This window comes from Brachybacterium paraconglomeratum, from assembly GCF_039541415.1.
GTDB lineage: Bacteria > Actinomycetota > Actinomycetes > Actinomycetales > Dermabacteraceae > Brachybacterium > Brachybacterium paraconglomeratum_A.
On record NZ_BAABGE010000010.1, the window covers coordinates 195,458 to 208,470 of the forward strand.

The following is a 13,013-nucleotide window of genomic DNA, read 5'->3' on the forward strand; positions in this document are numbered from 1 at the left end:
AGCTCTCCCCAGAAGCTTCCTGTCATCCTGACGCGGACGGGGTCTGGCACCTAGTCTCGAGGGCGTGCCAAGGCGACAAGGTCCTCGGCACTCCCCCCGGAAGCCCCACGCGCACCGGAACGGGAAGCGGGACGTCGGAGCTGCGCGAGGGTCTTGCCCGGGGCTGGGAGCCACTACGTGTCGAAGACTGCGAACAACACTCACCGCCGCGCCATGCGCACGGTGACCCCCGTCTCCAGGGCGGGACGCGCCGGTGCCGGTGCAGCCATGGCCGCCGCCATGCTGTTCGGAGGTGCGGCCGCCGCGACCGCTGATCCGCAGGCCGAAGCTCCCCAGGCAGATGCTTCCCCCGTGCTGCTGAGCTCCGCCATCGCCCCCGTGGGCATCCCGGCCGTCGAGGTCGCAGCCGTCGAGGCCGAGCCCGCGCTCGCCCCGGTCGCCGGTGTCATCTCCATCGAGGTGGGCCCCACCGAAGAGGAGATCGCCGCGGCAGAAGCCGCCGAGCGTGAAGCTTCCGAGCGTGAAGCCGCTGAGCAGGAAGCCGCTGAGCAGGAGCAGTCCACCGCTCAGGATGACTCCTCCAGCGAGAGCACCGACAGTCGCGGAGACGACAGCGCCTCCCGTTCCGAGGAGCGCTCCAGCCGTGATGGCAGCTCCGAGCAGGAAGAGTCCAGCTCCTCCTCGTCGAGCTCGTCCGAGTCGCGTTCCTCGGAGTCCTCCTCCACGCAGGACAAGCCCAAGGAGAAGTCCGCTCCGGCTCCCTCCGCAGCCAAGGGCGGCTCTGTCCTGGCCACTGCACGCTCCGGCATCGGCACCCCCTACGTCTACGGCGGCACCTCCACCTCCGGCTGGGACTGCTCAGGCTTCGTCCAGTGGGTCTACGCGCAGCACGGCGTCAACCTGCCGCGCGGCGCCGGCGACCAGGCTGCTGCCGGCACAGTCATCTCCCGCTCCGAGGCACGCCCCGGCGACCTGGTCTACAAGCCCGGTCACATCGGCATCTACGCCGGCGGCAACCAGTTCGTCGACGCAGGCAACAGCCGCGTGGACACCTCCGAGCGCAACATCTACTCCGGCAGCTGGACCTTCATCCGCGTCGGCTGATCGTCCCTGCTGCAGCGGCCCCGCACCACCTCGTGGTGCGGGGCCGCTGTCGTTCTTCCAGGTGCCGGTGTCCGGTACCGGTACCGTGTGCACGTGTCCTTCGCCCGTGATCTCGTCTCCGTCGTCCTGCTGCTCCTCGCCGTCGTGCTCGGTGCACTCTGGGCGCCGACCACCTGGCTCCACCAGCACGTGGTCGAGCGTGAAGGCTTCCTCGCCATCACCGAACCCCTGGCCGAGGATCCCGACTTCCAGCGCACCATGAGCGACAGCGCCGTCGAGACGCTGCTGGGCGACGAGCGGATCCCGGGCTGGATCGAGGAGCGCCTCACGCCGCTGGCCGAGGAGCAGGCGGCGACGCTGACCGGAACCGGTGTGTACGCCACGCTGTGGGAGGCCACCATGGCTGAGCTGCACGGGGCGCTCTTCTCCCCGGGAGCCTCAGATCTGGACGTCGACCTCGGCCCGGTGATCGACCGGATCCTCACACCGGTCGAGGAGAAGCTGCCGATCGAGATCCCGCGCCCGCAGGACGCGACGATCACCCTGGCCAGCATCCCCGACGTCCCGCTCCTGACCCGAGTCTCCGCCGTGACCCCGTGGGCGCACTGGACCGGTCCGGCGGCGCTCGTGCTGCTCGCGCTGGCTCTGCTGGTCGCCTCCCACCGGCGCGCGATGCTGATCATGGCCGGTCTCGGCGGGATCCTGGCGGGGGCGGGAGTCTGGTGGATCGGCGAGCAGGTGCAGACGGTGGTGCCCGACTCGATCGATCAGGCTGCGTTCCTCGGCCCGATCGTGCAGGTCTTCGAGGGGCACTTCCAGACGGCGATGATGCCGCAGGGAGTGATCATGCTCGGGGCCGGCGCCCTGCTGACCGCGGTCGGGCTGGTGCTGGTGGGGCTGCGCCGACGCGGCTGACCGCTCGGCTCAGAGCATCCCGAGGCGCTCGAAGGCGGTGATGATGCCGAGCTCCTGCGGTCCCGGCACCGTGAGGCCTCCGGCGGCCTCCAGAACTGGTGCGGGAGCGCCCTCGATCGCGATCGCGGTCCCGGCCGCCCGCAGCATGCCCAGATCATTCATCCCGTCACCGATCCCGACGGTCGAGGCGAGATCCATCCCCAGATGTTCGGCGACGATCTGCACCCCGTCGGCCTTGTCGATCGAGACCAGGTGCAGCTCCCCGGAGCTGATGTCCGCGGTCATCGAGTTGGGCAGGGCACCCACCTCGGGCCCGATCTCCGCCGCCAGCTGCTGGATCCTCACCGGCGACCCCCAGACGGAGATCTTGGCGAAGGAGGCGGAGGCCGGGTCCTCGGGCATGAGGATCGCGTCGATCAGGTCCTGCAGGCCGTTGCCCACGCCGCCCTCCGGCAACGGCGGGCGCACCCGGGCGCGCAGCTCGCGGGCGGAGCGCGGTGTGCACAGCAGCGCCTCCGGGGTCTCCAGGGTGAAGGGGATGTCGTGGCGCTGCAGCACCTCGACCGCACGCCGACCCAGCGCCCCGGGGAAGCGGTGATCGCGCAGCAGCTGATCGCCGATGCTGATCCAGCCGCCTGCGGAGGCGACCACGCCGTCGAAGAGTGCAGCGACCTCGTCGGCGACGATGGAGCGGGGCCGGCCGGTGCTCAGCAGCATCACGTGCCCGTTCGCGCGGGCCTGCCGCACAGCGTCCGCGTGTGCCCGCGGGGCCACCCCGCGATGCGCGAAGGTGCCGTCGAAATCGATGAATACGCAGCGGCGGTCTGCCACGGACGCTCCTTGTTCCCAGATGGACTCGAATCACCCAGCCTAGGTGAGCACGGTCGGTGCGGTGGCCACCGGGTTCGCGGCGTCACACCGGGTGAGGGAGGACTCTCGGCGGGCGCCGGCGAGGTCTCAGCGCCGACGGTGGAGGCTCGCCCGCACCGAGACGGTGACCTCGCGGGTGCCGGTCAGCAGCTGGCGGAGCTGGTCCTCGCTCACGTGGCGTGCGCTCGGCGTCATGGCCACCAGGTCCTGGGCCTTGGCGGCGTCGAGGGAGATCTCGAAGCGCACGGGGACCGTCCGGACGGTGGTGAACAGCGGATCCAGCGCCGCATGCAGCCGCTCCTCCTTGCGTGGGTCCACGCCGACCATGCCCGGGACCTGCGCACGCAGCTGGGAGAGATGATCGGCGTCGGGTCGCACCACCAGGAGATGGCCGCCGGGCTCCAGCACCCGTGCGAACTGCTCCGGGTTGCGGGGAGCGAACACATCGAGCACCAGATCCGCGGCGGCATCCCGCAGGGGGAAGCGGGTGAACACGTCCCAGCTCGCCGCCGCGGCGCGCGGATGAGCACGGGCGGCGAAGCGCAGCGCCCGCACCGAGGTGTCCACGCCCAGCCCCTGCGCGGCAGGAAGCTGGTCGAGCAGCCCTGCCAGGTAGTAACCGGTGCCGCCGCCGATGTCGAGGATCCTGCGGGCGGAGCGCGGCGCGAGCTCCGCGATGGCGTCTCGCAGCGGGGCGTAAGCGCCCGTGGCCAGGAAGCTGTCCCGTGCGCGTGCCATATCGTCGTCATCGCCGCTGGTGGCAGGTGCCCCGGTGAGCAACGAGACGTAGCCGGCCCGGGCGATGTCGAAGGAATGACGCTCGGCGCAGCGCAGTGAGCGCTCCACGAGCTCCAGCGGCCGGTGGCAGCGCGGGCAGGCCAGACGCTCGAGCCAGGAGCTGAGGGGCGCGGGGGCGGGGTGGGACACGACCACCAGGGTACGTCGGGCGGGGATGTCTCGACGTCCTGGTGCGGCGCCCCCACTCAGGCGCCGACGTACAGCTTCAGATGCTTCCCGGTGAGAGTCGTGGCGTCCGCGACCAGAGCGGCGGGGGAGCCTTCGAAGACGATCCGGCCACCCTCCTGCCCGGCTCCGGGCCCCAGATCGATGAGGTGATCGGCGTGGGCCATCACCGCCTGGTGATGCTCGATGACGATCACGGTCTTCCCGGAGTCCACCAGGCTGTCCAGCAGGGTGAGCAGCTGGTCGACATCGGCCAGGTGCAGGCCGGTGGTCGGTTCGTCGAGCACATAGATCCCTCCCGCCTCGCCCATGTGGGTGGCGAGCTTCAGGCGCTGGCGCTCACCGCCGGACAGCGTCGTCAGCGGCTGGCCGATGGTGAGATAGCCGAGCCCGACATCGTCCAGGTGCCCCAGCAGCTTCGCGGCCGCCGGCACCTTCGTCTCCGCAGCGGAGAACAGCGCCCGGGCCTGGGCGACGGAGAGCGCGAGCACCTCAGCGATGTCCTTGCCTCCGAAGCGGTAGTCGAGCACGTCGCTGCGGAAGCGCCTGCCCTCGCACTCCTCGCAGGGGGTGGCGACGGTCTCCATGAAGCCGAGCTCGGTGTAGATCACCCCGGCGCCCTTGCAGACGGGGCAGGCGCCCTCAGAGTTGTTCGAGAACAGGGCGGGCTTCACCCCGTTCGCCTTCGCGAACGCCTTCCGGATCGGTTCCAACAGCCCGGTGTAGGTCGCAGGGTTCGAGCGCCGGGAGCCGCGGATCGCCGTCTGGTCCACCACGATCACGCCGGCGTCCTTCGGCAGTGAGCCGTGCACCAGGGAGCTCTTTCCGGAGCCGGCGACCCCGGTGATCACGGTGAGCACCCCCAGCGGGATGTCCACGTCCACGGAGCGCAGGTTGTGCTGATCCGCGCCGCGGATCTCGAGGTGTCCGGAGGGAGCGCGCACCGCGTCCTTGAGCGAGACCCTCCGGTCCAGGTGCGTGCCGGTCAGGGTCCCCGAGGCGCGCAGCCCGGCCAGATCCCCTTCGTACTGCACGACTCCACCTTCTGAGCCCGCGCGGGGTCCGAGATCGATGACGTGGTCGGCGATCGCGATCGCTTCGGGCTTGTGCTCGACCACCAGCACCGTGTTGCCCTTGTCCCGCAGATCCACCAGCAGCGAGTTCATGGTCGCGATGTCATGGGGGTGCAGCCCGATCGTCGGCTCGTCGAACACATAGGTGATGTCGGTGAGCGCCGAGCCGAGGTGACGGATCATCCGGGTGCGCTGCGACTCACCTCCCGAGAGGGTGCCCGAGGGTCGATCCAGTGACAGATAGCCCAGGCCGATCTTCACGAAGGCGTCCAGCAGGGACGCGAGATTCCCCAGCAGCGGGGCGACGCCCGCACTGGTGTGCCGGGCCCGCAGCGCCGAGATCCAGGCGGCGAGATCGGTGATCTGCAGCGCGGTCGCCTCGGCGATCGAGAGCCCGTCGATCCGTGAGCTGCGGGCGTGCTCGGCCAGGCGGGTCCCCTCGCAGCCCGGGCAGACGACGAAGGTGACCGCCCGATCCACGAAGGCTCGCACATGCGACTGCATCGAGTCGCGGTCCTTGGACAGCATCGACTTCTGGATCTTGGGGATCAGACCCTCATAGGTCATGTTCGCCCCCTCGAGCTTCACCTTGGTGGGCTCCTTGTACAGGAAGTCGTGGAGCTGACGTTTCGTGAAGGACTTGATCGGCGTGTCCGCGGGGAAGAAGCCGGAGGAGGCGAAGAGCTTCTCGTACCAGCCGCCGGCCGAGTATCCGGGCACCAGGAACGGGCCTTCCTGAAGTGACTTGTTCTCGTCGTAGAGCTCGGTGAGATCGAGGTCCGTCACCTGTCCCATGCCCTCGCAGCGCGGGCACATTCCGCCGACCCGGGAGAAGCTGGTCTTCTCGGCGATGGTCTTGGCGCCCTTCTGCACCGTCATCGCCCCGGCGGCGCTCACACTGGGGACATTGAAGGAATACGCGCCGGGCCCGCCGACGTGCGGCTGGGCGAGCTTGGAGAACAGGGTGCGCAGGTAGGCGTTCGCATCGGTGACGGTGCCGACTGTCGACCGGACGTTCGCCCCCATCCGCTCCTGGTCGACGATGATCGCGGTGGTCAGCCCCTCGAGGGAGTCCACATCGGGTCGCGCCAGCTGGGGCATGAACCCCTGCACGAAGGAGCTGTAGGTCTCGTTGATCATCCGCTGGGACTCGGCGGCGATGGTCCCGAACACGAGCGAGCTCTTGCCCGACCCGGAGACCCCGGTGAAGACCGTCAGGCGGCGCTTGGGGATGTCGAGGGAGATGTCGCGGAGGTTGTTCGCCCGGGCACCACGCACGCGAAGCAGATCGTGGGAATCGGCCGGATGGGAAGGGGTCGGAGGGGTGGCAGCAGACATCGAGCAGGCTCCTTGGAACGCAACGGAGCGCGGGCGATCCCACGCCCTCACCATTCTTTCATCCTGGGACGCCACCCCGGCTAGCCTGGGGCGATGACCGACCTGACGCATTACGACATCGCCCTGATCGGCTCCGGCTCCGCGAATTCCTTCCCCGGGCCCGAGTTCGCCGGCCGCAGCATCGTGCAGATCGACCGCGGCGTGGGCCCTGACCACGTCTTCGGCGGGACCTGCATCAATCTGGGCTGCATCCCCACCAAGATGTTCGTGCACACCGCGAACCTCGCCCACACCCCCGCCGAGTCCGCCCGGTTCGGGCTCACCGAGCAGCTTCAGCAGGTGGACTGGCCCGCGATCCGCGACCGTATCTTCGGGCGCATCGATGCGATCTCCACCGGTGGGGAGGAGTACCGGCGCGACCACGAGGACAATGCGAACCTCACCCTGCTGCGCGGGACCGCCCGCTTCACGGGCGCGAAGACGTTGCATGTCGTGCTGAACGACGGCAGCGAGCAGATGATCAGCGCGGACACCATCGTGCTGGGCGCGGGATCGCGTCCCACGCTGCCGCCGATCGAGGGTCTCGCCGAAGCGGAGCCCCACACCTCCGACACCATCATGCGGCTGGACCAGCTGCCGGCCTCGCTCGCGATCCTGGGCTCAGGTGTGATCGCGGTGGAGATGGCGCACATCTTCGCGTCCTTCGGGGTGGAGGTCACGCTGATCGCCCGCTCCCAGCAGGTGCTGCGCTCCGCGGACACCGACGTCTCCTCCCGGCTCACCGAGATCCTCGCAGAGCGGGTACGGCTGGAGCGAGGACTCAGCACGACGTCGGTGCGTCGCACCGCCGGCGGCATCGAGCTGCGCGGCGAGCGGGATGGCACCGAGGTGCTGATCCAGGCCGAGGAGCTGCTGGTCGCGATCGGTCGCCGCCCGAACTCGGATCTGCTGGACGTCGACGCCGCGGGCATCGACATCGCCGCCGACGGCCGGGTCGAGGTGGACGAGCATCAGCGTGTTCTCGGCGGCGGGAAGGTGCTCGAGGGGCTGTGGTCCTTCGGCGACCTCTCCAGTGCGCATCAGCTCAAGCACGTCGCCAATCACGAGCAGCGCATCATGCGGCACAACCTCCTTCACCCCGAGGACCTGCGCCGCAGCGACACCATGCCGATCCCCAGCGGCGTGTTCACCCACCCGCAGGTCGCCTGGGTGGGGATGGACGAGGAGCAGGCCCGGGACAGCGGCCGGAAGATCAGGGTCGCTGTCCAGGAGTACGCCTCGATCGCCTATGGCTGGGCGATGGAGGACACCACCGGATTCGCGAAGATCATCGTCGATGCCGAGACCACCGAGATCCTCGGCGCGCACCTGATCGGTCCCGAAGCGACCACCCTCGTCCAGCTGCTGATCCAGGCGATGAGCACCGGGCAGACCGCCCGCGACATCGCTGCCACCCAGTACTGGATCCACCCGGCCATGCCCGAGCTGATCGAGAACGCACTGTTGCAGCTGGTGGACTGAGCCCACCCGGCTGCACCTGTTCAGCGCATCGAGCGGCCCTGTTCACCGAAGGGTGAACAGGGCCGCTCCATGGTGCCAGCTGCTCACTCCTCGTAGCCGGGCAGGCAGGACTTCAGCGGGTCCTTCTCGATCTCGGGGGGCGGGGAGCTCTCCTCGCCGGCGCCAGGGCTGGCGGACTCCTCCGGCGTCGACGTCTCGGCGTCGCTGCTCGGTGCATCGCTCGGAGTCTCCTCCGCGCTCGTGGAGCTCTCATCCGGACCGGGCGTCTGCTCGCCCTCGTCGGGCGCATCGCCGGTCTCCGCGGGTGCGGTGGAGCCGGGCTCCGTCTCGCCGAGCACGGACTCCGGTGCGTCCTTGGCCATCGAGTCCTCGATCGAGGCATCGACCCACTGCTCGAGGTACTCGAAGTCCGGGTTGCCGGAGAAGGTGACGTCCTGCGTGATCGGGTAGGAGGTGAAGCCACCGTCCTTGACCCGCAGCGCGAGGTCCACGAAGGCATCCAAGTTGCCCACCGGGATGTCCGTGACGATGTTCTCCTCGGTGGCGTTGACCAACCGCGGAATCGACAGCGCGAGCGTGGTCGGGTCCGCCTCCTCGGTCACTGCCCGCACCATGCGCTGCTGGCGGCACATGCGGTTGAAGTCGTTGGAACCTTCGCGGGAGCGGGCGTACCAGAGCGCATGGAAGCCGTCGAGCTTCTGCTGCCCGGGCTCGATGTACCCGTCGATCTTTGCGGCGCCGCCGCCGATCGGAATCCGGCGCTCGACGACCAGGTCCACACCACCCAGAGCGTCCACGAGGTCCTCGAAGCCCTGGAGGTTCACCATCGCGTAGTAATCCATCTCGAGTCCGAGGGTCTCCTCGACGGCCCACGTGGTGGCGGTCAGGCCCGGCTCCGGATCATTCGGGAACAGATCAGGGCGATCCTCTGCCCAGGTCCATACAGCGTTGATGAGGTTCTGGTTCTTGCCGAAGTAGTCGAAGCCGTCAGGGAACGCCTCGGCGGCCACCGTCCCCTCGGGGAACTCGACGTTCTCGAGGTTGCGGGGGATCGAGAACAGCGCCGTCTGCCCGGTCGCCGTATCGATGGAGGCCACCATGATGGTGTCGGGACGGGTGCCGGTGCGGTCTGCGCCTGCGTCCTGGCCGAGCAGCATGATGTTCAGCCGCTCGGTGTTGACCCACGGGTCCTTGCCGGAGGTGAAGGGGTGGTCACCGCCGCCACCTCCGCCGAACACGGACTCGGAGCCGACCAGGCCCTGCAGCGCCCACAGCGACTGCACACCGCGGCCGAACGGCAGCGCGACGGCCACGACCATCAGTGCGGCCAGTGCCAGGGCGAGATAGCGCTTCGCCCCCTGGAGCCGTTCCCGGGTCGAGTGCGCGAGGTTCGCGAGCACGATCTGGAGCGCCCAGACCAGACCCACGACGCCCGCGGCGAGCATCGCTCCGATCAGCACCCCTCGGTTGGTCACGAGCATCATCCCGTTGCGCAGCGGATCGCCGAACAGCAGGAAGGCTGCGATCGTGACCAGCGCGAGCAGCACCACCGCCAGCAGCACCAGACCTATCCGACGAAGTCGGGTTGTCACCAGCCCCGCACCGGGCAGCAGCGAGGTGAGCACGGTCCAGAACGCCACTCGGGGCAGCGAGCCGGAGACAGGCTCCCGCGTGCGGTCCTCGGCATGGTCGGCAGGGTCGGCATGGTCGGTATCGTCGGCAGCCTGGGCGGACGTCTTCGTGTCCCGTGCGGCCGGCACATCCGAGCGCGCCGCGAAAGCACCGGAGAGCGACGTGGCACGGCCGGGGACCACTGTCGGAGCATTCTCCGTGCGGGCACCGGAGGGAGCAGCCGGGGTCGCGGCGGGCTCACCCCCGCGCGCCGCCGGCTCGGCCCCGGCAGAGGGAGCCAGGGGCGCGGAAGCGGTGGGCTCCTGCACGGAGGCATCATCCGTGGTGGTCGACCAGAGATCCTGCTCGATGGCGGGCCCTGTCGTGGCCCGTCGGCCGTGGCCTGACTCCTCGGCGTCGGCGTGGCTGTTCTCAGTGCCGTCAGGGGCGTCAGTCCCGTTGGTCGCCGCCGACGGAGGCGATCCGGCACTGCCGAGCTGATCGAGCGGGAAGGCGGCGCGTCGGCCTCGCGGACGGGCGGGTGTCTCCGGCGCCGGCTGTGCTGCGGACTGAGCTGTCGGCTGCTCGAGGGACTGAGCCCTCGGCTGCTCGACAGGCTGGGCTGCAGATCCGGCGTCGGAGGCGGGGGAGTCCGCTCCCCGGGGAAACGGCGCCGCTCCCGAGTCCGCCGAAGATGCTGAAGTCGCTGAAGTCGCTGAAGTCGCCGAGTCGGCAGACCCGCCGGGCCACGTGCGCTTGGGATTGGGGGTGCCGAAGGCGGCGTCGCGATTCCTTCGCGCCTCCTCTGCGGGAAGCGGGGTGGAAGGGGAACGTCGGGCCGGTTGCTGGTGTCTGCCGGACCGACGGCGTCTGCGCCGTGAGGCGGAGGAGGGGTCCGTCATGCGCTACATCCTAGGAGCATGATGCTGGATGGTCATGCACCAGCCTGTGAGAACTTCGTGGAGGTGGTGCACAAGGGGTCACCCGTATCCTGGCCGCATGCGCCTGATCCACACTCCGTCGACCGATCTCACCTACGACGACTGCTTCTTCCTGCCGGGACGTTCCGCGATCACCTCGCGCTTCGACGTCGACCTCAGCAGCGACGACGGCACCGGGACCACGATCCCGCTGATCGCTGCGAATATGACCGCCGTCACCGGGCGGCGCATGGCCGAGGTGATGGCGCGACGCGGTGGTCTCGCCGTGCTGCCCCAGGACCTCTCCCCGGAGCGGATCGACTCGATCGTGCGCTCGGTGAAGTCCCGTGACCTGCTGGTGGACCACCCGCTCACCCTCACCGTCACCGGCACCCTCGGGCAGGCCGCAGATCTGCTGCCCAAGCGGCCGCACGGCATCGTGGTGGTGGTCGACGAGCAGCGCCGCCCGCTCGGCACCATCTCCGCCGAGGAGATCGCCGGCCGCGACTCGTTCTCCCAGGTCGGTGAGGTGCTCAGCGAGGATGTGCCGGTGCTGGCCCCGAGCGACCTCGAGGTGAACCCCGCACAGCTGCACGGCAGGATCGCCGCCACCCACCATGACGCCGCAGTCGTCGTGGACGAGGAGGGCCTGCTGCGCGGGGTGCTCACCGCCAACGGCGTGCTGCGTTCGACCATCTACCGCCCAGCGGCCGATGCTGAGGGCAGGCTCCGGATCGCGGTCGCCGTCGGTGTCAACGCCGATGTCGCCACCAGGGTCCGGGAGCTGGTCGCTGTCGGAGCGGACGTGATCGTGCTGGACACCGCCCACGGGCACCAGGACAAGATGATCGATGCCCTGCGCGTCGCCCGTGAAGCGCTCGGACCCCGAGAGGGCACCGCAGTGCGCCTGGCCGCGGGCAATATCGTCACCGCCGAGGGCACCCGGGAGCTGATCGAGGCCGGCGCCGACATCGTCAAGGTCGGCGTCGGACCGGGAGCCATGTGCACCACCCGGATGATGACGGGCGTGGGCAGGCCCCAGTTCTCCGCCGTCCTGGAATGCGCGGCAGAAGCCCGCCGACTGGGAGGGAGCGTCTGGGCCGACGGAGGAGTGCGCCACCCGCGCGACGTCGCGCTCGCGCTCGCCGCCGGGGCATCGAACGTGATGATCGGCTCCTGGTTCGCGGGCACCTACGAGTCGCCCGGCCAGATGCGCACCGATGAGGCCGGTCGCCGCTACAAGGAATCCTTCGGCATGGCCTCCAAGCGCGCGGTCTCCCACCGCACCGCGCACGAGGATGCCTTCGCGCGTGCCCGCAAGGGCCTGTTCGAGGAGGGCATCTCCACCTCCCGCATGTTCCTCACCGAAGGGAAGGGCGGGGTGGAGGATCTGCTCGACGAGATCACCGCCGGAGTGCGCTCCTCCTACACCTATGCGGGAGCAGCCAGCACCGAGGAGTTCCGTGACCGGGCAGTGATCGGGCTGCAGGGCGCGGCCGGGTACAACGAGGGACGCCCGGTCTCCAGCTCCTGGAGCTGACAGAGACGACTGCACCGGCGTCGGCCCCTGCCGAAGGGCGGCCGACGCCGGCGGGGCCGGTAGGCTGATCCCATGACGACACTTGTGATCGGCGGCGCCGGATATATCGGATCGCACGTGGTGCGACTCCTGCTCGAACAGGGGCAGAAGGTGGTCGTGGTCGATAACCTCTCCACCGGCCTGCGCCAGCGCACCGAGGGCGCCGAGCTCATCGAGCTCGATGTGACGCTCCCGGAATCGCGCGAGAAGCTCGCCTTCCAGATGCGGGCCTGCGGCGCGGACTCCGTGATCCACTTCGCCGCCCACAAGCAGGTCGGCGAATCCGTCGCCAATCCCGAGCTGTACTGGCATGACAACATCGGCGGGCTCGCCAATGTGCTCTCCGCCTGCGCGAGCGCCGAGGTGCGCGACGTCGTGTTCTCCTCCTCCGCCGCGGTGTACGGCATGCCGGACGTGGACCTCGTCACCGAGGACCTCGCCCCGCAGCCCATCAACCCCTATGGCGCGACCAAGCTGGTGGGGGAGTGGATGCTCGCGGACGCCGAGCGCGCCCACGATATGCGCACCGTCGCTCTGCGGTACTTCAACGTGGCAGGAGCGGGATGGCCTGAGCTGGCCGACACCGCGGTGATGAACCTGGTGCCGATCGTGCTGGACCGGCTCGAGCAGGGGAAGGCCCCGATCGTGTTCGGTGACAGCTATGACACGCCCGACGGCACCTGCGTCCGCGACTACGTGCACGTGCTCGACCTCGCACACGCCCACGTCGCCGCACTGGACTACCTGCGCGGCGAGGAGCGTCCCCACAGGACCTTCAACGTCGGCACCGGCGAAGGATCGAGCGTGCTCGAAGTGATCGACGCGATCGCCCGCGCCAAGGGCATCGAGATCACCCCCGAGATCGGTGCAGCCCGCGCCGGGGATCCGGCCCGGCTGATCTGCTCCGGCGACCGCATCGCCCAGACCCTGGGGTGGAAGTCCGAGCACGGCCTGGATGACATCGTGCGCTCCGCCGTCGAGGCGCGCTCGGCGAGCATCTCCCCGGACGTCGAGGCCTACCCGGAGGCGTGAGCCCGCTCTCTCGCGGCTGAGCCCGCGCAGCGCGGAACCGCTCGGCTCGGCGTGGCGCGCGCGGCGCCGTCCCTGGCGCGGACGTGA

At 69.6% G+C, this 13,013-nt stretch carries 9 protein-coding genes; 5 read left to right on the forward strand and 4 right to left on the reverse strand.

Annotation, left to right across the window (positions count from 1 at the left end):
- Window positions 1-177 precede the first annotated feature (177 nt).
- Together ABD893_RS15505 and ABD893_RS15510 are read left to right on the forward strand one after the other, a co-directional pair.
- Window positions 178-1,104: a C40 family peptidase gene (locus ABD893_RS15505; protein WP_345082358.1), complete on the forward strand. Its 927-nt coding sequence runs from the start codon at window positions 178-180 to the stop codon at window positions 1,102-1,104.
- Between the two features lie 93 nt (window positions 1,105-1,197).
- Entirely contained in the window at window positions 1,198-2,019 is an 822-nt protein-coding gene (locus ABD893_RS15510; protein WP_345082361.1) for a hypothetical protein, read from the forward strand.
- Between the two features lie 9 nt (window positions 2,020-2,028).
- Here ABD893_RS15510 and ABD893_RS15515 read toward each other — a convergent pair whose 3' ends face one another.
- The 3 genes from ABD893_RS15515 to ABD893_RS15525 all read right to left on the reverse strand — a co-directional run bounded on the left by ABD893_RS15515 (window position 2,029) and on the right by ABD893_RS15525 (window position 6,263).
- On the reverse strand, window positions 2,029-2,850 hold the full coding sequence (locus ABD893_RS15515; RefSeq protein WP_345082364.1) for an HAD hydrolase family protein: 822 nt from the start codon (window positions 2,848-2,850) through the stop codon (window positions 2,029-2,031).
- A 126-nt stretch (window positions 2,851-2,976) separates the two neighbouring features.
- Window positions 2,977-3,816: a putative RNA methyltransferase gene (locus ABD893_RS15520; protein WP_345082367.1), complete on the reverse strand. Its 840-nt coding sequence runs from the start codon at window positions 3,814-3,816 to the stop codon at window positions 2,977-2,979.
- A 56-nt stretch (window positions 3,817-3,872) separates the two neighbouring features.
- Window positions 3,873-6,263: an ATP-binding cassette domain-containing protein gene (locus ABD893_RS15525; RefSeq protein WP_345082370.1), complete on the reverse strand. Its 2,391-nt coding sequence runs from the start codon at window positions 6,261-6,263 to the stop codon at window positions 3,873-3,875.
- Window positions 6,264-6,356: 93 nt separating this feature from the next.
- On the opposite strand from ABD893_RS15525, the gene ABD893_RS15530 reads away from it, so the two are divergent.
- On the forward strand, window positions 6,357-7,784 hold the full coding sequence (locus ABD893_RS15530) for a mycothione reductase (protein WP_345082372.1): 1,428 nt from the start codon (window positions 6,357-6,359) through the stop codon (window positions 7,782-7,784).
- Window positions 7,785-7,867: 83 nt separating this feature from the next.
- On the opposite strand, the gene ABD893_RS15535 is transcribed toward ABD893_RS15530, so the two are convergent.
- The gene (locus ABD893_RS15535) at window positions 7,868-9,724 is read right to left on the reverse strand and encodes an LCP family protein (protein WP_345082374.1); all 1,857 of its coding nucleotides are present in this window, start codon (window positions 9,722-9,724) and stop codon (window positions 7,868-7,870) included.
- A gap of 670 nt (window positions 9,725-10,394) precedes the next feature.
- Here ABD893_RS15535 and ABD893_RS15540 point away from each other — a divergent pair.
- Both ABD893_RS15540 and galE read left to right on the forward strand, forming a co-directional pair.
- Window positions 10,395-11,855: a GuaB1 family IMP dehydrogenase-related protein gene (locus ABD893_RS15540; protein WP_345082376.1), complete on the forward strand. Its 1,461-nt coding sequence runs from the start codon at window positions 10,395-10,397 to the stop codon at window positions 11,853-11,855.
- A gap of 72 nt (window positions 11,856-11,927) precedes the next feature.
- Entirely contained in the window at window positions 11,928-12,926 is a 999-nt protein-coding gene (gene galE / locus ABD893_RS15545; RefSeq protein ID WP_345082378.1) for a UDP-glucose 4-epimerase GalE, read from the forward strand.
- Window positions 12,927-13,013 lie beyond the last annotated feature (87 nt).

Coding starts and splice junctions, on each gene's coding strand:
- ABD893_RS15525 (WP_345082370.1), bottom strand. CDS start 6,263: ATGTCTGCTGCCACCCCTCCGACCCCTTCCCATCCGGCCGATTCCCAC.
- ABD893_RS15530 (WP_345082372.1), top strand. CDS start 6,357: ATGACCGACCTGACGCATTACGACATCGCCCTGATCGGCTCCGGCTCC.
- ABD893_RS15540 (WP_345082376.1), top strand. CDS start 10,395: ATGCGCCTGATCCACACTCCGTCGACCGATCTCACCTACGACGACTGC.
- galE (WP_345082378.1), top strand. CDS start 11,928: ATGACGACACTTGTGATCGGCGGCGCCGGATATATCGGATCGCACGTG.